This is a genomic window from Zhongshania sp., from assembly GCF_029212375.1.
Lineage (GTDB): Bacteria > Pseudomonadota > Gammaproteobacteria > Pseudomonadales > Spongiibacteraceae > Spongiibacter.
The window spans coordinates 37588-56417 of the sequence record NZ_JARGNU010000007.1 but is presented as its reverse complement, the minus strand read 5'-3'; the positions used below and the strand labels follow the sequence as shown (position 1 = coordinate 56417).

Sequence of the window (18830 nt, the reverse complement as noted above, 5' to 3'; positions counted from 1 at the left end):
CGATCAATTGTATTCACGAATCGACAAATACGCGCGCTTGAGCTTACTGATCTCCAGCGGCGCTTTAAAGAAGCCAATCGAGTGCCCTTTGGGATTAATCAAGGCCACATTGGCGCTGTGCTCAACTTGGTAATTACTACCGCCGCCAGGCACCTTAGTAAAAGGAATATTCAGCGACGTCGCAAAGCGGTGAATCTCTAAAAAGTCACCGGTAATACCGCGAAAGGCTGGGTGAAAAAAATCCAAATAACTGTGCAATTGCTCTGGAGTGTCGCGAGCCGGATCAACACTGGCCAGCCAAATCTGCGTATCTGCTTGCACCTCTGGCGTCAGCTCTTGATAAAACGCCTTGAGCTGCGCAAGGGTAGTGGGGCAAACATCGGGGCAGTATGTGAATCCGAAAAACACCAAATTCCACTTACCCTCCAGCGAAGTAGGGGTCAGGGTTTCGCCGCGGTCATTGAGCAAGCTAAAATTCGGCAACATCCGCGGATTTTCGTAGAGATACGCGCCCTGAGATTTAAGCTCCTCGGCGGTCATCATCCGCGCACGCGTAGCGGCATAAAAAAAGCCGGCCACGAAGATAATAGCAACGCTGACAATGACCAGCACTGTCAAACGTATACCACGCTGCCGCACTACCACCGCAGAATCGCCATGTTGCGTTTCATCAGTCATTAAACTTCAACCTCAAAAATAGTCATTGCTGGTAATAAATAATGGTCTAACAGCATTATCATAAATAGTGCCATTAAATAGATAATGGAGTATTTGAAGGTGGCCATTGGCGCTTTTGGATTTTTGCCCCGCAACAAAACGATAGACCAATACAGAAAGCCTGCGCCCAAACAAACCGCGCCAAGTAAATACAAGGAACCGCTCATGCCTGTTGCGAAGGGCAACAAGGTAACCACAAACAATAAAATGGTGTAGAGCAGGGTATGCAATTTAGTGTAGGCAATGCCATGGGTAACCGGCAACATCGGAATATCAACCTTGGCGTAATCGTCGCGGCGATGAATTGCCAAGGCCCAAAAATGCGGTGGCGTCCAAATAAAAATAATTAACACCAACAGCAGGGCGTGACCATGAATTTCATTGGTTACTGCAGTCCAACCCAATAGCGGTGGCGCGGCACCGGCAATGCCGCCGATCACAATATTTTGTGGCGTAGCACGCTTCAAATACAGGGTATAAACCACCGCATAGCCAAGCAGGGAGGCAAGGGTCAGCCACGCGGTAAGTGGGTTAACTAAAATAAGCAAAATCGCCATACCGGCACTGCCGATAATTGCGGCAAAGATAGCGGCATTGCGGTTAGTAACTCGACCTTGAGCAATTGGCCGATTGTGGGTACGCGCCATGACCAAATCAATGCGGCTGTCGACCAAATGATTAATTGCGGCGGCTGCCCCCGCACATAATGCAATACCGAGATTACCAAAAATCAAGGCATTCCACGGCACCATTCCAGGCACCGACATAAACATGCCAATCACCGAGGTTAGCAACATCAGTAAAACCACATTGGGTTTACAGAGTTCGTAATAATCCCGCCAGTTTGCCGCCAACTGTGGCTGTGTCATACCCGAACTCCCCCGCGGATTACCGCCGTTGTTAAGACCAAATAACAAATTGTTACTTGGCTGAGCAATAAAAACGCACCAACAAGATTGTGAGCAACAGCGACATCAATCGGGAAGCTAAACGCAATATTGCTAATACCTAAACCAATTTGCAGCGCCAAAATCGCGATCATCGCCCCAGCCGCTTTGCGTGCGGGTGCAATATTGAGTTGGCGCAATTTAAAAAATAAAAACAATAAATACAGGCCGGTCACCATGGCGCCAATGCGGTGGCTAAAATGAATAGCGACCCGCGCGGCATTATCCATAGTGCCGCCCAAGTAATTAGGGCCAATATGCTGACCAATATTAAAGCCGTCGGCAAAATTCATGGTGGGCAGCCATGCGCCTTGGCACTGCGGAAAATCGGGGCAGGCAATGGCGGCGTAATTTGAAGTGGTCCAACCGCCAAGGGCAATCTGGCAAATCACGATGACTAGCCCGAGCAACACTAACGGCTTTAAGGCTTTCAACTTTACTTCGCTAATCGCCGGAACTTGCCAGTGTTGATTATTCAATCTGAGCGTTAGCAACCACAATAAACTCAAGGTGGTAAAGCCGCCAAGCAAATGCGAGGTCACCACCTGCGGCCACAGCTTTAAGGTGACCGTCCACATTCCGAACATGCCTTGTAAAATAATAAAGGCCAAAATGAAAATAGGCAGTTTCAGGGGCTGCTCTGGACTGCGTTTGCGCAGCGAGAAAATAACAATCCCGATCGTTAACAAGCCCAAACTCGATGCCAAATAGCGATGGATCATTTCCGGCCAAGTTTTATCGTGTTCTACCGGCATGTCTGGAAAGGCTTCGTTAGCCCTTGCCACTTCGTGATCAGCACTCGGCCACATAATATGACCGTAGCAAGTCGGCCAGTCTGGGCAACCCAAGCCAGCGTCGGCAAGGCGGGTAAACACGCCCATTGCCAAGACAATTACCGCAATAATGCAAGAGATAAAGGTGAGCCGAAATCCTGCTTTACGCTGTGCTGCTGTATTAAATAGAGCCATCGTTCAATACCGTCTGTTTTCTAACACATAGTTCGCGCCAACTATTTAATCAGGCGCCCCGTATCTTTCAGGACGTCCTTGCCCAAGGTCGTCAGGGTGAGCTGCTCCATATCGGCGGCGCGATAATACATCATCACCCAGCCCATCGGATCGACGACGTAAAATGTACTTGAATCAAAGGGGTTTATTTCAAGATTTTTTAGATTCTTTAAAAAGGCCGAGCCATCAGCCTGCAACACCGTCATGTCACTGTGTTCAGCTTCGAGAAAATCACGCAGCGCTGGCGACAGCGGTCCGTCTACCGCGAGATAAATACGCTCCACTCGATCTAATTTTTTACCCATTGCAGTGTGAGTCTGGCGCGTGAGATAAAGCATTCGTTCGCAGGCATCCCGACATTCGCGGCCACCAACAACCATAAACACCCAGCGGGATTCGGCGCGATTAAACAGAAATTCGCCACCGTCGCGGCGTAGCGGGTGCAAATCACCAAGCTGCATAGGCGGATTAATCAAGGTGCCCCGATTCACCGTGGTGAAAGAAATAATGTCTTGCTTGGCAAGGTAAAAAACCGCACTGGACAGCAGAATCACGGCAATTGGAATTGCCAAAATTATGGTTAGCAGTTTTTTACTACGCTTATTGTCACTCGGTATTGTCATTACTCGTTGCTCTCATTGCTTTTACTTCGCTTAAGCCACTCGCCTAAATTGCTATTGCGAAAAATAAATATTATCCCCAGCGCAATCGCCATCGCGAACCACTGCACTGCGTAACCGGTATGTTTGGCGGGCGTCACGTTAACGACCATCCGCTCAATTTCAAAGGCGCCGACACTGTCTGCTGCAAGCTGTAAGGTGGTGGGCAGCAAGTCCGGAAATTCACCACCAAGATCGTCAAGATCTAACCACTGCTGGCGACGTGGCCAAGCTGCCGCCACCGGCTCGGCGCCCAAGCTAAAGGCTTTCTCGGTATTGCGGTATAACTCGCCGATAATTTGCACGGTACCGCTTGGCACCACTACCGCAGGTAAAATCTGGCGCGAGGCATCGCCCGCAACCCAACCCCGATTAACCAACAACTCACGGCCATCCACTAAGGTAAAAACCGCCATTATCTCATATCCGAATCGGCCATGAGAAATACGATTATCTAATAACCAATAACGCTGGGCATCAAACTCGCCAAGAGCAAATACTGGCAGGTAATTTGGGTATTCCGCCAAGCCAGTGATAGCCACTGGCGCAAAATTTCGGCGCTGCTCAAAATTAGCCAGTAATGCGGCCTTCTCGTCGGCGCGACGCAGCTGCCAGAAGCCCAAACTAAGGAGAATCGGCAAAATCAGCACAATCACCAGCAGCGACTTCCAGTCAAACTGCCATTTGAATCTGCTGTGCGAAGGCCGCATTTTTCAAATCCTATTGTGTATACTGCGGCGAACTATTATGGAGAATCGCCAACATGTGGTTAAAAGTTGTCATCGTTGTACTGTTCGTAGGACTAGTGATTAGCCTGTTTAGCGGCTTGTTTTTCCTCATTCAAGATCAAGGAAAAACCATGCGCACTTGGCAGTCACTGAGCGTCCGCCTAGTGCTGGCCGTATTGCTAATGGGCTTTATAGTTTATGGGTTTTACTCCGGCAAACTGGAGTCTAAAGCTCCATGGGATCAACGCTACATGAAGTCAAACCAAGAGCTGCAAGAAGCGCCCTGAGCCGCGGCAGCAATGCCGTGTAAACAAATGGCCGCTAAGGTCTATTTGCATTGCAAATAGACCTTAGCGGCCAGTATCACCGTCTCGTCAGCAGCGAGTGCTTAGAGGATGTAGACAAACAGGAATAGGAAGACCCAAACCACGTCAACAAAGTGCCAGTACCAAGACGAGGCTTCAAAGCCAAACTGGTCGTTTGCACTAAAGTGACCTTTGCTGGTTGAGCGCAACCATTGCACCAACAGCATGAAGGTACCCATTGCCACGTGGAAACCGTGGAAACCAGTCAACATGAAGAAGGTAGTACCGTAAACACCGCTGTTCAGGTGAATGCCGTATTCAAACAGGGCTTCGTGGTATTCCATGTACTGCAAGTACAGGAAGGTGCAACCCATCGCTACCGTGATAAACAACCACACGTTGAACTTCTTGCGGTCATTCTTCTTCATTGCCACGTGGGCAATGTGACAGGTAAAGCTCGAAGCTAACAGTATGATGGTGTTATACAACGGCAACCAGTGGGCAATGTGGGCAAAACCAGGGAAAGACAAGTGCTTTTCAGCACCGGTAAATTCACCATTATTTGCCAAATGACCAGCAGCAGCCTGAGCCTGAACACCGCCAATAGCATCCTGAGGCGTGGTCAGCATCGGCCAGTTATATTCAAAGCCAGGCCACAACATACCATTCATTGCACCAGCCGCACCTTCACCCGCCAACCAAGGGCCAGACAAATTGCGGATATAGAACAGCGCGCCGAAGAAAGCGCCAAAGAACATCACTTCCGAGAAGATAAACCACTGCATACCCAGCACATAAGAGTGCTTGAGCTGCGCACTGTTCATGCCAGCGCGGTTTTCCTTAATGGTGATGCTAAACCACGTGAACAACGTCGCGGCGAGCCAAGCTAAACCAACAAATAATATAAAGCTGGAATTAGTTTCTTCACCGGGGCGGTAGCTGTTGTCGTTGATAAAGCTGGCTGCACCATAAACGGTGGTAACCATGCCTATCGTCGCACTTACAGCAAGCTTACTACTGTCGGGTACGTAATATGTTTCGTACCCGGTTTTGCTTTGACCTGCCATTGTTAAGTCTCCATTTTCTCGCTAGAGAAAAACTCTCTTACTTATTTAGACGCCGCCGCAACAGAATCCTGTTTTGCCGCCATCTCGGTTACATCAAATATCGTGTAGGACAAGGTAATCACATGGATATCTTCTGGTAAATCGCGATCAACAATAAATTGCAACGCCAAATCGGCGTCGGCTCCTGCTGCCAGCGGCTGCTGGTTAAAGCAAAAGCATTCGGTTTTATGAAAATATTCAGCGGCGCGGGACGGAACAATGCTGGGAATCGCCTGTGACACCATGTAACGATCCTGCGTGTTCTTTGCATAATACGTTACGTGTGCAGATTCACCGGGGTGAACCTCAACTTGGCTGGTGTTAGGTGCAAATTTCCAAGGCATTGCTTCATTATTTTGCGCAACAAACTGCACCTTAACGGTACGGTTTGTATCGATCTGACTATCTACAACCGTGTATTGCTGGCCGGTTTTACCGTTGATGCCCAACACCTCACAAAGTGCATTGTAAAGCGGGGGCATCACCCACATGGCAAAGGCAAACATCACTACTACCAAACCCAGTAACTTAATACTGAGTTTAGCAATGTTTTTGTCTGTCGTTTGCGTCATGTTACACGAGCCTCTTTATTTCACTTCTGGCGGTGTAGTGAAGGTGTGGTATGGCGCAGGCGTTGGCACTGTCCATTCCAGAGTTGTACCACCTTCCCAAACTTTAGCGTCAGTCACTGGCTTGCCATGAGTAATTGTTCTAACAATATTGAACAAGAACAGCAGCTGGCTAGAGCCGTAGATAAACGCACCAATGGACGACATCATATTGAAGTCGGCAAACATCAGGTTGTAATCAGGGATACGACGCGGCATACCGGCCAGACCCACAAAGTGCTGCGGGAAGAAGGTCAGGTTAAAGCCGATGAACGAGATCCAGAAATGGGTCTTACCCATGGTCTCGTTATACATTTTGCCGGTCCACTTTGGAATCCAGTAGTACACAGCAGAAGACAGCGCGAAGATCGCACCAGCAACCATGGTGTAGTGGAAGTGGGCAACAACAAAGTAGCTGTCGTGGTACTGGAAGTCAGCAGGTGCAATTGCCAGCATCAGACCAGAGAAACCACCAACGGTGAACAAGAACACCTTGGCAATCGCGAACAACATGGGCGTTTCAAGAGTGATCGAACCCTTGAACATGGTAGTTACCCAGTTGAATACTTTAGCCGCAGTAGGTACCGCAATCAGCATCGTGGCGTACATAAAGAACAGTTCGCCAGCAATCGGCATACCGACCGTATACATATGGTGAGCCCATACGATGAACGACAGGAAGGCGATTGACGATGTTGCGTAAACCATGGAGTCATAACCGAACAGCGGCTTGCGCGAGAAGGTCGGAATAACTTCAGATACCACACCAAAAGCAGGCAGAATGATGATGTAAACTTCAGGGTGACCAAAGAACCAGAACACGTGCTGGAACAATACTGGGTCACCGCCACCAGCGGCAGAGAAGAAGCTGGTGCCGAAGTGAATATCCATCAACATCATGGTGACTGCACCGGCTAGAACGGGCATAACCGCAACCAGCAAGAAGGCAGTGATCAACCACGTCCACACAAACATTGGCATCTTCATGTAAGTCATGCCCGGCGCGCGCATGTTTACAACAGTAGCAATGATGTTAATGGAACCCATGATCGACGATATACCCATGGCGTGAACCGCAAATATAAAGAAGGTCACGCTCGGTGGCGCATACGTCGTCGACAATGGCGCGTAGAACGTCCACCCGAAGTTAGGACCGCCGCCATCCATCAACAGGGTAGATGCCAACAGCAAAAATGTTGGTGGCAGTATCCAGAAGCTCCAGTTGTTCATCCGTGGCAGAGCCATATCTGGCGCGCCAATCATCAGCGGAATCATCCAGTTAGCCAAGCCAACGAAGGCAGGCATGATGGCACCGAAGACCATGACAAGACCGTGCATGGTCGTCATCTGGTTAAAGAACTCTGGCTGCACAATTTGCAAGCCAGGCTGGAACAATTCAGCGCGAATAATCATGGCGAACGAGCCGCCAAGCAGGAACATCGCAAAGCTGAACCACAAGTACATCGTACCGATGTCTTTGTGGTTGGTGGTAAATAACCACCGAGTTAAACCTTTAGCAGGTCCGTGATGAGCACCCATGGTGTATCCCCCTACTGACCTTTCTTGAATTTGTAAATGTCAACTGGCTGCAACATGTCGCCCATGTTGTTGCCAAACGAGTTGCGCTGGTAAGTGATAACCGCAGCGAGATCAACTTCGTTAAGCTGACTACCAAACGCTGGCATAGCCGTGCCAGATACGCCATGAACAGCAACTTCCATATGCCCTTTCAAAGGACCTGTTGCTATTGGGCTACCTGCAATTGCCTTACCAACACCACCTTCGCCATTGGCGCCGTGACAAGCTGAACAGCTGCTGGTGTAAACATTCTTACCGCGAGCAACCAACTCATCCAAGCTGAAATCTTTCGCCATCAGCGCTTTGATTTCGGCAGCGGCAGCTTGCTTTTCAGCCAGCCAAGCGTTGTATTCAGGCTCTTCAACCACATTTACAACAATCGGCATAAAGCCGTGATTGCGGCCGCATAGCTCTGCGCACTGGCCACGGTATACACCGGTTTCAGTCGCTTTCGTCCACGCTTCGTTGATGAAACCAGGAATTGCATCGCGCTTAACAGCCAGTGCAGGTACCCACCATGCGTGCAATACGTCATTGGCAGTCACTAAGAAGCGAACCTTCTTATTGACGGGGATAACCACTGGCTCATCGACTTCTAACAGGTAGTTAGAGCCTTTTTCTTCAGTGTTAGCAATTTCTGCACCGTCGGTTAGCAAATTCGAGAAGAAGCTAACATTGTCGCCGGTTGGATTGATGTATTCGTATTTCCACTTCCACTGGTAGCCAGTGATGAGGATATCGAGCTCGGCATCATCGGTGTCGTAAATTTCGATCAGTGTCTTAGTGGCAGGAACCACCATGATCAACAGGATCAAAAACGGCACGATAGTCCAAACGATTTCCACCTTGGTGTTCTCGTGGAAAGTCGCTGGCTCTGGGTGGCGGTCTTTACGGTAGGCAAATACCGAGTAAAACATCACACCAAAAACCAAAATCCCAGTTACGACGCAGACGTAGAAAACCCACATATGCAAATCGTAAATTTTATGACCAACCTCGGTGATTCCAGGGGTCATATTAGTTTGCCAACGCGCGCCCGTTTCGGCCCATGCGCCGGTACTAAAGAGGCTTAGCAGCATTAGCACAGGACTAAGCGCCAGCTTTAACAGCCGTCTCGCTTGTAAATACATCTCCCGTGTCTCCATGTATAGTTGAATAAAGACCCCGCCGCTAAATCTGCAGCTGCAACACACAAACTTTACCCCGCTATGGAACGCAATCGTTAAATTACACTCTTAAACAAGCATAGATAAACGCCACCTAGCCGGCCTCTGGAGGTCGAATTTAGACGTTTATCTATTAATTTGTGTAGCGCAAACCCGCTAGGACCGCTTTGGGTGCGACAAAACGCCGCAATTATAAACCCGATGAATACACCAGCGCTACTGCGCTGAACACTAAAGCCTAGCGACTGCGGGCTTCTTGCGCGTTAAATAACCGTTACAATACTAACTAAAGTGCCCAAGCCGCGCGCAAACCACTAGATATAGACAAAAAACTAATTGTTAGTAATTGTAAACTCGCCCAGACTTAGCCCTATTATTGTGCGCTGTAGCTTCGCTTCTTCGCAAACTGAGAGCCAAGCAAGCACGACGCACTTGCTCTGCAGCCCAGCCCAGCGCCGAATTACCGTCTAAACAGGCTCACACCAATCACAATGCAGGTAGATACCAAACCAGAACCGCAAACTGCGACCGCCGCTCGCGTCTGGGCACTGGCGTGGCCAATGATATTGGCAAATTTGTCTGTGCCTTTATTGGGATTGGTCGACACCGCCATTCTAGGGCACCTCAGCGACAGCCGTTATTTGAGCGCAGTGGCGATCAGTACCAGCCTATTGGCCTTTCTTTATTGGGGCTTTGGCTTTTTGCGTATGGGCACTACTGGCGCCAGCGCTCAGCTCCTCCACAAACCCCAAGACGCCAACGCCCTACTAGTGAAGGCCGCCGCCCTCAGTTTGCTCATTGCCGCATTTATTGGGCTGGGAGGCATTGCACTGAGCAATATCGGCCTGCGACTGATGAACACCCCAGCCTCACTAATTGAGCTCGCCCAAAGCTATTTGCACATCCGCCTGTTTAGCGCCCCAGCGGTGCTGTGCACCTATGTCATTGTTGGCTGGCTAATTGGGCGCCAGCAAACTCGCTGGCCGCTGATTATTGCCGTGGCCACCAATGGCGTGAACATCGCACTGGACTATGTGTTTATTGTTGGCCTCGACATGAGCAGCGACGGCGCCGCACTCGCCAGCGCCATCAGCGAGTATTGCGGGCTCGCGATTGGTCTGTGGGCGGTGCGCGACGCCCTAATAGCAACTCTCGGCCACGGCCTGCGCCGCAGCTGGCAATATGGTCCCGCGCTTAAACAGCTCCTCAATAGCAATGTGCACCTCTTTATTCGCACTGCGGCGCTGCTATTTAGCTTTGCGTTTTTTACCGCCCAAGGCGCTAGCTTTGGCCAAGCCACGCTGGCCGCTAACGCCATCTTGCTGCAACTGATGCTGGTTAGCGCCTACGGCATGGATGGTTTTGCCCACGCCGCCGAAGCCCTTATTGGCGAAGCCTTTGCTCAAGGCCGGCGCGATGCACTGCTAAAAATCGTTGTGTGCTGCACCCGCTACTGCCTCGCTACCGCGCTGGGTGCCAGCCTGCTGCTATGGCTTGGGGAAGGGCAAATCTTAAACCTAATGACCGATATCGCGGCAGTGCGCAACATTGCCAGCGGCCATTATGTTTGGTTGATCGTGCTACCACTGCTGTGCGCGCCCAGCTATTTATTAGACGGCGTATTTATTGGCGCCCTCAAAACCGAGGCAATGCAGTGGACCATGTTAGCCAGTGTTATCCTGATTTATCTGCCGGTGTGGCTGCTGAGCAAAGAGCTTGGCAATCACGGCCTATGGCTGAGCTTCTGCGCGTTTAATCTGGCCCGCAGTGTGAGTTTGGGCCTATTATTTAAAACCGCTATATTGAAGCCACTTTCTGCCATGAGCGAAAACCTTGCCTAAGGGCCTATGACAAGACTAAGCACAGACAAGCAGCGCCATTATCAAAAGTTGAAAATCAGGCCCAAGCTAAACAAATTGGCGTCTTGATCCAAAACCGTAAATTCCGCTTCGATGGCCAAATTTGACAATCGAATACCGCCGCCAACACCCGCCGACAGGCCGTTCTCTGAAACTGTCGAGCCCTGATTATCGTTAAGCGTTTCACGCAATAGGCCGCCACGCAATTTGACATACGCCACACCCGAGCTCCGGTAGGCCGCGTAGACAGCGGTTGTATCATAGTCTAAGGGTCGTGCACCGCCATAATCGGCCTCGTCCGCGGCGTTCCGCTCCAACTCCACGGCGATATGGCCAAAGTTATAGCCGAGAAGCAGGCCTTTCGCGCTAGGGTCTTCAATTTCAGCAACGTCAATTGCTATCTTTCCTGCTTTCGCACCCAAGTAAAGCCCAGCATTTTGAATAGATTCAATTTCTGCGGTGGCGGGCAGCGCGAGAACGGCGAATATAATCGCTAACGAGTGGGGAGTGATTCCTTTCATATACGTCCATTATTATGAAGATGAGGTACATCGCCGCAAGCTCTATAGACCTAACGGCACGAGCAAACATTATAAAGTATCTTTATTAGCAAGGCATGAAGCACAGGACAATTCTGCTGAACTTAGCGCAGGCACTAAGGCACTTCATCTATCCACAGCAGTAAATCAGTAATGCCAACATCCACCCCCTGCTGACTGAGCAGAGTAGTCAATTGCCCCCGATGGTGGGTTTGATGATTAAAGAAGTGCTGCAGAACCAAGCCAAAGGGTTTGCAAAAATCAGCGTCTTTGCTGTTTTTATAGGTAAACGGGCGATCTAAATCTAGCTCCTGTAAAGCCTCGGTCCAGCTGCAAATCATTACGTCTAGACTTTTGCGGGCGGGCAGGAAGGCATCCAAATCTGCATAGATCATTTGATTTAAGGCCGTGGGCTTCGCTATTGCGGTCACGCCATCTAAACAACTTGCTCCTGCAAATGGCCCTGCCGCAAACCGTTTCACCCACATCACATCGGCCACATAGAGATGGTTGAGGGTGCCCAATATCGACTGAAAAAACGCGCCCATATTACTGCGCAGCTGGCTATCTTCAAGCTTGCTGGCAGCGGCAAACAGACGCTGGTTCATATCGCGGTTATACCGGCCCATTAATGCAAACTGCTGCTGACGACTCATGACCGTTCTCTCCACCCATGTAATCACACCGTTAAGACCAAGCCCTAGCAATAAGGTCGCGGCTTTTAACTACTCGTTTTTCGGTATTAACACACTAAATTTGCCACCGCGTCTTTAATAAAGGCCTCGCAGCGCAGCGCGGCCGCGCCCGCTAAATCGCGATTGGGCAATATTAAAAACAAATCGGCATGGCGCTCGCCACCCTCGATCATCGGCAGCGGCTTGATTAAACCGCTCGCCAACTCCTGACGCATTGCCACCGCTGGCAGCCAGGCAAAGCCGACGCCTCTGGCCACCGCGTTAATTGAGGTCTCCATGCGGCTTACGGTTAATCTTTGCACAGCATCTAACCAGCCCGAATCCCGCTGGCGGCGCACCCCAGAGTCTCGCACCACCACCTGCCGAAAAGGCCGCAAATCGCGGTAATCTAAATCTCGCCCCAATTGATGAAGCGCGTGGTCACGCTGGGCCACCGCCAAAAACTTCACCCGCAGCAAGTGATCACCCAAAAAGCCCGGCGGCACAATGCCGGTTATTGCCACATCGCAGCGCCGCTCCAGCAAGGCTTCTTCGGCGCCGCTGAGCACCGACTCAACACATTCAATACGGGTATCGGGGCAGTGCGCGCTGAGATCTTCGAGGCAATCCAACATCACCGCCGAGGGAAACAAGGTGTCGCACACAATACGCAATTGCGGCTCCCAGCCCGCAGCCACCGATTTAGCGGACTTCTCAAGACGCAGCGCCTCGTCAATTAAGGAGCGACCACGGCGATAGAGCATTTGCCCCGCCTCAGTAAGCTCAGCTTTGCGGCCGCGAATTTCAAATACTCGCACCCCCAGCTGCTCCTCCATTTTTTGAATTGTGTAGGTCACCGCCGACTGACTTTTATGCAATACCTCGGCGGCGCGGGCATAGCTGCCTTCGTCTACCACCGCTAAAAAGCAGTGCCACTGCTCAAGACTGGTTCTAGGTCCGCTCATATATCAATATTCTTGATTGTTTAAGCCAGTAAATTGCGCTTTTTAAACAACTTTATCAATAGTTTAATGGCCCCAACAACACGTAATTGTCCACGACCAACAGGAGTTACACGATATGAAAACCATCCTCCAGATTAATAGCAGCTTATTTGGCGAGCAGGGTCAATCCAGCAAGATGGCCAATGACTTTGTTACCCAATTACAAGCCAATAGCGACGCCACCCAGCTATTGCGCCGCGACTTGCACGCCGATCCACTACCGCACCTCGACGGCCAGCGCTTTGCCGCGTTCACCACCCCCGCCGCCGAGCGCGATACCGCCCAACAAGCAGTGGTCGCCGAGTCCGACACCTTGATTAATGAACTGCGCGACGCCGACATTATTGTGCTTGGCATGCCGCTTTATAATCTTGGCGTGCCGTCTACCTTTAAAGCCTATATAGACCACGTTGCCCGCGCCGGCGAAACCTTTCGCTACACCGCGAATGGCCCAGAAGGTCTGCTAGAAAACAAAAAGGTCTATATTTTTGCGGCCCGCGGCGGCAAGTACGAAGGCACCGCAATGGATACCCAGAGCGCTTACCTGCGTCATATTCTCGGCTTGATGGGCATCAACGATATCGAATTTGTTTATGCCGAAGGCCTAAATATGGGCGGCGATGTTGCCAAACAAGCACTGGCGGCCGCCCAAGACCTCATTCGCCAAAAAGCCGCTTAAGCGCAACACGCCCACAGCAGCCTCTCAACATTGGTATAGGAGTAGCATTATGACTAATCGCAGTGTGGCTCGAATCATACCCGCCCAAGCTACCTCGGACGGCGCCGGTGTTAAACTCAAGCGCAGCCTAGGGCAGTCGCAGGCGGCCCGTCACGACCCGTTTTTGATGCTGGACGAGTTCTTCTCGGACGAGCCCGCCGACTATTTAGCAGGCTTCCCCTCGCATCCCCATCGCGGCTTCGAAACCGTCACTTATATGCTCGACGGCCATATGCTGCACGAGGATCACCTCGGCAATAAGGGCCACCTCAAAGACGGCGGCGTGCAGTGGATGACCGCTGGCAGAGGCGTGATTCACTCCGAAATGCCCCAGCAAGACGCTGGCCGGATGCGTGGTTTTCAGCTGTGGATAAACCTGCCCGCAGCAGAAAAAATGCGCCCCGCCCACTACGAGGATATCCCCGCAGCCAAAATTCCGCATCACCTGTTTGGCAGCGGCGGCGAGGCCATTTTGATTGCCGGCCGGTGTCAGCTTAACGGCGAGTCCGTGCGCGGCTATATCAATGGCCTAGACGGCCAAAACCTGAGCACCGACCCGCTATACATCGACCTCCGCCTAAAGGCCGGGCAAAGCAGCCATATCACCTTGCCCACCGCGCACAATGCCTTTGTCTACGTGTATGAAGGCGAGGCCCAGATTGGCGAGCAAGTAATACCCAGCACCAGCAGCGCACTATTAAGCCAAGGCGAAGAGTTGAGTATTACCGCCAGCGGCGACACCCGCTTATTACTATTGGCGGCGCGCCCCATCGGCGAAGCCATTGTGCAATACGGGCCCTTTGTGATGAATACCAGCGATGAAATCGAGCAGGCCATGCGCGATTATCGCGACGGCGTTTTAACCAGCGCCTAAGCAACCGCCCCAGCGTCAGGCATCTTTGGCCACCGCCAAGATGCCTCTTGCCCCAAACCCGTCAAAAATCCCCCAATACCGCACTTTTTCAAAAACTGCATGCCATACTCAAAATAGGCGTAAGCTAAAGACGCAAAGCAAAGCAAGGCACTAAATAGCAAAAACCTTTCAAGTTAATTGCTTTTTATGTATTTACGCTATGGAAAAGAGCCAATTATAGTGGCTACACAGCACTTTGCAGCACTGCACTTACGCCATACCGTGCACCACACCCAAGGAGTGATTTATGACTACATCAATGTTAGTACGCGACGTCATGAAATCGCCGTCGCCTTCTGTTAAACAGGGCACCGATCTCGGCGACGTAGTCGAAACCCTACTGAAATTTGGGGTATTTGGGCTACCCGTCATCAATGACCAGCGTGAGCTGGTTGGCTTTGTCTCGGAGCAAGACTGCATTCACTCTGTGCTCGTTAGCAGCTACCACTGCGAGGGCGCGCCCCTAGTGGATGATGTAATGAGCCGCGAGGTTTTAGCGGTAGACGCCGACTCGTCTATTATTGATCTGGCCCAGCAAATGGGTAAACTCAAACCCAAGTCTTATCCGGTCACTGAAGACGGCAAGCTGATTGGCCTTATCACCCGCAGCGCTATTCTGGCCTCGCTCTGGGCCAACCGCGAAAGCTGCGATCTACCCAACGACAAGCTTTAAGCCTATACCACGCGCCGCTGCTGCACCGGCAGCGGTTTTTAGACAAGGGGGTCGATCATGGCTAGCCAATTCTGGGCTGCAGCACTGCTCTGCGTATGTTTTAGTTTTCACCATGCCGCTCACTGCAACACCCTTAGCAATCTTCATTACGGCCCAGACAAGGCGCAGGTGCTCGATGTTTACCTACCAAGCACCGCCCAAACCAAGCGACCCGTTGTTTTTATGGTTCACGGCGGCGCGTGGCGCATTGGCGACAAAACCAATCACAGCGTTGTAAAAACAAAGGTTCGGCGCTGGGTGGCCCAAGGCTGGGTATTTATTTCCGTCAATTACCGGCTATTGCCCGCCGCTGATCCCTATACCCAAGCTGGCGACGTGGCCAAGGCGCTAGAATACGCCCAAGCCCACAGCGCAGAATGGAACGCCGATGCCAGTAAATTTATCCTTATGGGCCACTCTTCGGGGGCGCATCTGGTGTCGTTGCTAGCAACAGACAAATCCCTTAGCGACAAACTTCAGCTCAGCCCAATTTTGGGCAGTGTTTGGCTAGACAGTGCCGCCCTCGACGTTAACCTCATTATGCAACAAGCCCACCCGCGCTTTTACGACAAAGCCTTTGGCACATCGCCGGATTATTGGCAGAAAGTGTCCGCCCTTGGGCACCTCAACAAAGACGTAAAACCCATCGCGCTCATCTGCTCTACCCAGCGCGACGACAGCTGCCCCCAAGCGCAAAGCCTTGCGGCCAAGGCCGAGCAGCTCGGAATATTGGCAACATTAATTCCAGCAGACCTCAGTCACCATCAAATTAATGCCACCCTTGGCGACAACAACTCCTATACCCATCAAGTAGAGACGTTTATGCGTGGGCTAGACCCCGCACTCAGCGCCTTTCTCAAGCCCGCCAAGTAAACCTATGCAAGGTGTTAGTGAAATCATCCCGTTCACCATTGCCGCCGGCGCCTGTATTCCGCTGGGCGGCTATATCGCTAGCCACAGCCATATTCGACGACGCTGGTTAGCACAAGAATTTAGACACGCCATTATTGCCCTGGGGGCGGGGATTCTGCTCGGCGCCGTTGCCATGGTACTGGTGCCCGAGGCCTTGCAGCACCTACACTACTCAATTTGGGCTACCGCATTATTGCTAGGCGGAGGCCTACTGTTTTATGGTTTAGAGCGCTATTTAGATATTCACCGCCACGCGGCGCCGCAATTTACCGGCATGTTACTGGATTTTATACCCGAGTCATTGGCGCTGGGCGGGCTCGCCGCCGTGGGTACCGACACCACCTTATTGCTCGCCGTACTAATCGGCATGCAAAACCTGCCCGAGGGCTTTAACGCCTACCAAGAACTGTGCGCTGCCGGCTATCAGCGCAAAAGGGTGCTGTGGATGATGTTGGCACTTACTCCATTGGGACCACTTTTCGGGGTGGCGGGCTATTATTTTCTCGGCGATTTACCGGCGGTATTAGGGGCAATTCTGCTCATTGCCAGCGGCGGGATTCTATACCTGATTTTTCAAGACATTGCGCCGCAGGTTCCGCTGCGCAAACACCGTAGCCCACCCCTCGCGGCGGTAATCGGGTTTGCGCTGGCTATGCTCGGCACTCTCTTTACTCACTAGCTCGCTCTTTAACTAAATGAAGCACTCGCTGCCTTTAAAACCACCGAAGAAACCCACAGCGCAAAGCAAATAGCAGCCGTGTATGCTGTAAAGTAATTATTATCAACGGCGGGCGACAAATACCGCGCAAGCCGGTCAAAGCCCAGCAAATACCCGTATTTTACAAAGAGGCCAAAATCCCATGCGTTTGTTTTTTCTGCTACTGCCGCTGCTATCCCTTGCAACACTGAGCGCCTGTGGCAGCTCACACTACGATCAGTCGCGGGAGTGGCGCCTACAAGAGTGCGAGCGAGTCCTCAACGACCAAGACCGCAGCCAGTGCAAGGCCAATACCCCGCACTACCAATAGGGTATTGCGGTCACTTATAGCCGCCATTCTTAAGAAGCAATGTTGACAGTGAACAAATGGTGCTAAGCTCAGGGCTAAACTTACGACCAAGTCCGTCACAACGCGCGCTGTGCTAGCAACGGCTAGCGTTTAACGAGCTATAAGGTCTACCAAAAGAAACCGTCTAACAACTAGAGCGAGATAGGACCAATGGCAGAGTATAAATACGATATCGTGATCTTCGGCGCCAGCAGTTTTGTGGGCGAAATACTCTGTAATTACCTTGCCGGCTGCAAAGAAGAACCCGCACTGCGCTGGGCCATTGCTGGCCGCTCTGCCAGCAAGCTTGAAGCCGTTAAAGCCAAAATTGGCAAAGCCGACCTCGACATCATCATTGCCGATGCCAGCGACGAAACTGCCTTGCGCAATTTGTGCGGCCAAACTCGGGTAGTTACCACCACCGTTGGTCCCTACGCCCTATACGGCGAAACCTTACTTAAAGTCTGCGCCGAAACCGGCACCGACTACTGCGACCTCACCGGCGAAGTACAGTGGATTCGCCAAATGGTAGACCGCTACAACGACACCGCCAAAGCCTCTGGCGCGCGCATCGTAAACTGCTGTGGTTTCGACTCGATTCCATCAGACCTAGGCGTGCTCTACACCCAGCAACAGAGCCAAGAATTGTTTGGCGAAAGCTGTAATAAAATCCAAATGCGGGTTAAAGCCGCCAAGGGTGGATTGTCTGGCGGCACCTTTGCCAGCCTCATCAATGTAATGAAAGAAGCGGCGGGCAATCCCGCGCTGCGCAAAGAAATGGCCGATCCCTATTCGCTCTGCCCCGGTGAAAGCAACAAGGCTCGCCAAATCAACCCCGGTCTCGCCCAGTTTGATACCACCTCAAACTCGTGGACCATTCCCTTTATTATGGCGGCCATAAATACCCGCGTTGTGCAGCGTTCTAACTTCCTACTTAAACAAGCCTACGCCAAACCCTTTTTATACGACGAGGCCATGCAAGTCGGCACCGGTATTAGTGGCCGCCTCCGCGCCACCGCCATAGGCGGCGGCTTTGCGGGCTTTATGGTCACCGCCAGCCTCAAACCCGGCCGCTGGTTATTAGAGCGCCTACTCCCAGCACCCGGCGAAGGCCCCAGCCCAGAAGAACAGCAAAGCGGCTATTTCGATCTCGACTTTTACGGCACCACCCCAAAGGGCAAAGCCCTAAAATGCAAAGTTACCGGTGACCGCGACCCAGGCTATGGCTCAACCGCCAAAATGCTTGGCCAAGCCAGTATTTGCCTTGCCCGCGACATTAATAAAAGCGAAGTCAGCGGCGGCCTGCTAACCCCCGCCAGCTGCTTTGGCGACACACTAATCGACCGCCTTAAGACGTACTCAGGCCTTAGCTTTAGTGTTATTGAGTAAGAAATATAAGGAATCGTTGCAAAACTCACTTCCGATTTTGAGCTAAAGAAAGCTGTGCATTTTTTATGTAAAACAACCAAAAATTATAAATATTAACCGTTAGCCACCAATTAAACGTGGCCAGTGGGATCTTGCCGCAAAGATCATCACCGCCTGTATTAATGCAGTAACCCGAGAATTTGCGACGCGATCTTGCGCGATTAATAATAGTGCAATTATACTAATATCAGTGCCAATTTATTG

Annotated in this window: 21 protein-coding genes; 9 read left to right on the top strand and 12 right to left on the bottom strand. The window is 51.4% G+C overall.

Features of this window, described 5'->3' with window-relative positions:
- Positions 1-3: 3 nt before the first annotated feature.
- Genes P1U47_RS09100 through P1U47_RS09080 form a run of 5 tightly spaced genes read right to left on the bottom strand, consistent with a single transcriptional unit; the run spans position 4 to position 4040 of the window.
- A complete protein-coding gene (locus P1U47_RS09100) occupies positions 4-678 on the bottom strand; it encodes an SCO family protein (protein ID WP_301028467.1) in 675 nt (224 codons plus the stop codon).
- Positions 678-1586 (bottom strand): heme o synthase, encoded by a 909-nt coding sequence (gene cyoE / locus P1U47_RS09095; RefSeq protein WP_301028466.1) that lies wholly within the window; start codon positions 1584-1586, stop codon positions 678-680. The genes P1U47_RS09100 and cyoE overlap by 1 nt, the downstream gene beginning before the upstream one ends.
- The gene (locus P1U47_RS09090) at positions 1583-2632 is read right to left on the bottom strand and encodes a heme A synthase (RefSeq protein WP_301028465.1); all 1050 of its coding nucleotides are present in this window, start codon (positions 2630-2632) and stop codon (positions 1583-1585) included. The genes cyoE and P1U47_RS09090 overlap by 4 nt, the downstream gene beginning before the upstream one ends.
- Before the next feature lie 41 nt (positions 2633-2673).
- Positions 2674-3294, bottom strand: coding sequence for a hypothetical protein (locus P1U47_RS09085; protein ID WP_301028463.1), 621 nt, complete (start codon positions 3292-3294; stop codon positions 2674-2676).
- The gene (locus P1U47_RS09080) at positions 3294-4040 is read right to left on the bottom strand and encodes an SURF1 family protein (protein WP_301028461.1); all 747 of its coding nucleotides are present in this window, start codon (positions 4038-4040) and stop codon (positions 3294-3296) included. Before P1U47_RS09080 ends, P1U47_RS09085 begins: the two co-directional genes overlap by 1 nt.
- Positions 4041-4093: 53 nt before the next feature.
- On the opposite strand from P1U47_RS09080, the gene P1U47_RS09075 reads away from it, so the two are divergent.
- Positions 4094-4345, top strand: a complete 252-nt coding sequence (locus P1U47_RS09075; RefSeq protein WP_301028459.1) for a DUF2909 domain-containing protein — start codon at positions 4094-4096, stop codon at positions 4343-4345.
- Between the two features lie 101 nt (positions 4346-4446).
- Here P1U47_RS09075 and P1U47_RS09070 read toward each other — a convergent pair whose 3' ends face one another.
- The 4 genes from P1U47_RS09070 to coxB are packed head-to-tail and all read right to left on the bottom strand — an operon-like array spanning position 4447 to position 8785.
- Complete coding sequence (locus tag P1U47_RS09070; RefSeq protein ID WP_301028458.1) at positions 4447-5430, bottom strand: cytochrome c oxidase subunit 3; 984 nt, start codon at positions 5428-5430, stop codon at positions 4447-4449.
- Positions 5431-5471: 41 nt separating this feature from the next.
- Entirely contained in the window at positions 5472-6041 is a 570-nt protein-coding gene (locus P1U47_RS09065) for a cytochrome c oxidase assembly protein (protein WP_301028457.1), read from the bottom strand.
- Positions 6042-6056: 15 nt separating this feature from the next.
- Complete coding sequence (gene ctaD, locus P1U47_RS09060; RefSeq protein ID WP_301028455.1) at positions 6057-7616, bottom strand: cytochrome c oxidase subunit I; 1560 nt, start codon at positions 7614-7616, stop codon at positions 6057-6059.
- 11 nt (positions 7617-7627) lie between these two features.
- On the bottom strand, positions 7628-8785 hold the full coding sequence (gene coxB / locus P1U47_RS09055) for a cytochrome c oxidase subunit II (RefSeq protein ID WP_301028453.1): 1158 nt from the start codon (positions 8783-8785) through the stop codon (positions 7628-7630).
- A 596-nt stretch (positions 8786-9381) separates the two neighbouring features.
- Between coxB and P1U47_RS09050 the strand changes: the two genes are divergently transcribed.
- On the top strand, positions 9382-10662 hold the full coding sequence (locus P1U47_RS09050) for an MATE family efflux transporter (RefSeq protein WP_301028451.1): 1281 nt from the start codon (positions 9382-9384) through the stop codon (positions 10660-10662).
- Between the two features lie 41 nt (positions 10663-10703).
- Here the strand turns inward: P1U47_RS09050 and P1U47_RS09045 are convergent, their stop codons facing one another.
- The 3 genes from P1U47_RS09045 to P1U47_RS09035 all read right to left on the bottom strand — a co-directional run bounded on the left by P1U47_RS09045 (position 10704) and on the right by P1U47_RS09035 (position 12858).
- Entirely contained in the window at positions 10704-11201 is a 498-nt protein-coding gene (locus tag P1U47_RS09045; RefSeq protein ID WP_301028449.1) for a hypothetical protein, read from the bottom strand.
- Positions 11202-11335: 134 nt separating this feature from the next.
- On the bottom strand, positions 11336-11875 hold the full coding sequence (locus P1U47_RS09040; protein WP_301028448.1) for a DinB family protein: 540 nt from the start codon (positions 11873-11875) through the stop codon (positions 11336-11338).
- 86 nt (positions 11876-11961) lie between these two features.
- Positions 11962-12858: a LysR family transcriptional regulator gene (locus P1U47_RS09035; protein WP_301028447.1), complete on the bottom strand. Its 897-nt coding sequence runs from the start codon at positions 12856-12858 to the stop codon at positions 11962-11964.
- A 115-nt stretch (positions 12859-12973) separates the two neighbouring features.
- On the opposite strand from P1U47_RS09035, the gene P1U47_RS09030 reads away from it, so the two are divergent.
- From P1U47_RS09030 to P1U47_RS09000, 7 genes are all read left to right on the top strand, one after another.
- The gene (locus tag P1U47_RS09030; RefSeq protein ID WP_301028446.1) at positions 12974-13576 is read left to right on the top strand and encodes an NAD(P)H-dependent oxidoreductase; all 603 of its coding nucleotides are present in this window, start codon (positions 12974-12976) and stop codon (positions 13574-13576) included.
- Between the two features lie 49 nt (positions 13577-13625).
- Complete coding sequence (locus P1U47_RS09025) at positions 13626-14489, top strand: pirin family protein (protein WP_301028444.1); 864 nt, start codon at positions 13626-13628, stop codon at positions 14487-14489.
- Positions 14490-14775: 286 nt separating this feature from the next.
- A complete protein-coding gene (locus P1U47_RS09020; RefSeq protein WP_301028443.1) occupies positions 14776-15201 on the top strand; it encodes a CBS domain-containing protein in 426 nt (141 codons plus the stop codon).
- A 57-nt stretch (positions 15202-15258) separates the two neighbouring features.
- Complete coding sequence (locus P1U47_RS09015; protein ID WP_301028442.1) at positions 15259-16113, top strand: alpha/beta hydrolase; 855 nt, start codon at positions 15259-15261, stop codon at positions 16111-16113.
- 4 nt (positions 16114-16117) lie between these two features.
- The gene (locus tag P1U47_RS09010) at positions 16118-16831 is read left to right on the top strand and encodes a divalent cation transporter (RefSeq protein ID WP_301028441.1); all 714 of its coding nucleotides are present in this window, start codon (positions 16118-16120) and stop codon (positions 16829-16831) included.
- 181 nt (positions 16832-17012) lie between these two features.
- On the top strand, positions 17013-17180 hold the full coding sequence (locus P1U47_RS09005; protein WP_301028440.1) for a hypothetical protein: 168 nt from the start codon (positions 17013-17015) through the stop codon (positions 17178-17180).
- Between the two features lie 189 nt (positions 17181-17369).
- Positions 17370-18587 carry a saccharopine dehydrogenase NADP-binding domain-containing protein gene (locus P1U47_RS09000; protein ID WP_301028438.1) on the top strand — a complete coding sequence of 406 codons (1218 nt, stop codon included), beginning with the start codon at positions 17370-17372 and terminating at the stop codon, positions 18585-18587.
- The last annotated feature ends 243 nt before the right edge of the window (positions 18588-18830 follow it).

Bases quoted from the DNA above. Each gene is read 5' to 3' on its own strand.
- P1U47_RS09100 (WP_301028467.1), bottom strand. From the start codon at position 678: ATGACTGATGAAACGCAACATGGCGATTCTGCGGTGGTAGTGCGGCAG.
- cyoE (WP_301028466.1), bottom strand. From the start codon at position 1,586: ATGACACAGCCACAGTTGGCGGCAAACTGGCGGGATTATTACGAACTC.
- P1U47_RS09090 (WP_301028465.1), bottom strand. From the start codon at position 2,632: ATGGCTCTATTTAATACAGCAGCACAGCGTAAAGCAGGATTTCGGCTC.
- P1U47_RS09085 (WP_301028463.1), bottom strand. From the start codon at position 3,294: ATGACAATACCGAGTGACAATAAGCGTAGTAAAAAACTGCTAACCATA.
- P1U47_RS09080 (WP_301028461.1), bottom strand. From the start codon at position 4,040: ATGCGGCCTTCGCACAGCAGATTCAAATGGCAGTTTGACTGGAAGTCG.
- P1U47_RS09075 (WP_301028459.1), top strand. From the start codon at position 4,094: ATGTGGTTAAAAGTTGTCATCGTTGTACTGTTCGTAGGACTAGTGATT.
- P1U47_RS09070 (WP_301028458.1), bottom strand. From the start codon at position 5,430: ATGGCAGGTCAAAGCAAAACCGGGTACGAAACATATTACGTACCCGAC.
- P1U47_RS09065 (WP_301028457.1), bottom strand. From the start codon at position 6,041: ATGACGCAAACGACAGACAAAAACATTGCTAAACTCAGTATTAAGTTA.
- ctaD (WP_301028455.1), bottom strand. From the start codon at position 7,616: ATGGGTGCTCATCACGGACCTGCTAAAGGTTTAACTCGGTGGTTATTT.
- coxB (WP_301028453.1), bottom strand. From the start codon at position 8,785: ATGTATTTACAAGCGAGACGGCTGTTAAAGCTGGCGCTTAGTCCTGTG.
- P1U47_RS09050 (WP_301028451.1), top strand. From the start codon at position 9,382: ATGATATTGGCAAATTTGTCTGTGCCTTTATTGGGATTGGTCGACACC.
- P1U47_RS09045 (WP_301028449.1), bottom strand. From the start codon at position 11,201: ATGAAAGGAATCACTCCCCACTCGTTAGCGATTATATTCGCCGTTCTC.
- P1U47_RS09040 (WP_301028448.1), bottom strand. From the start codon at position 11,875: ATGAGTCGTCAGCAGCAGTTTGCATTAATGGGCCGGTATAACCGCGAT.
- P1U47_RS09035 (WP_301028447.1), bottom strand. From the start codon at position 12,858: ATGAGCGGACCTAGAACCAGTCTTGAGCAGTGGCACTGCTTTTTAGCG.
- P1U47_RS09030 (WP_301028446.1), top strand. From the start codon at position 12,974: ATGAAAACCATCCTCCAGATTAATAGCAGCTTATTTGGCGAGCAGGGT.
- P1U47_RS09025 (WP_301028444.1), top strand. From the start codon at position 13,626: ATGACTAATCGCAGTGTGGCTCGAATCATACCCGCCCAAGCTACCTCG.
- P1U47_RS09020 (WP_301028443.1), top strand. From the start codon at position 14,776: ATGACTACATCAATGTTAGTACGCGACGTCATGAAATCGCCGTCGCCT.
- P1U47_RS09015 (WP_301028442.1), top strand. From the start codon at position 15,259: ATGGCTAGCCAATTCTGGGCTGCAGCACTGCTCTGCGTATGTTTTAGT.
- P1U47_RS09010 (WP_301028441.1), top strand. From the start codon at position 16,118: ATGCAAGGTGTTAGTGAAATCATCCCGTTCACCATTGCCGCCGGCGCC.
- P1U47_RS09005 (WP_301028440.1), top strand. From the start codon at position 17,013: ATGCGTTTGTTTTTTCTGCTACTGCCGCTGCTATCCCTTGCAACACTG.
- P1U47_RS09000 (WP_301028438.1), top strand. From the start codon at position 17,370: ATGGCAGAGTATAAATACGATATCGTGATCTTCGGCGCCAGCAGTTTT.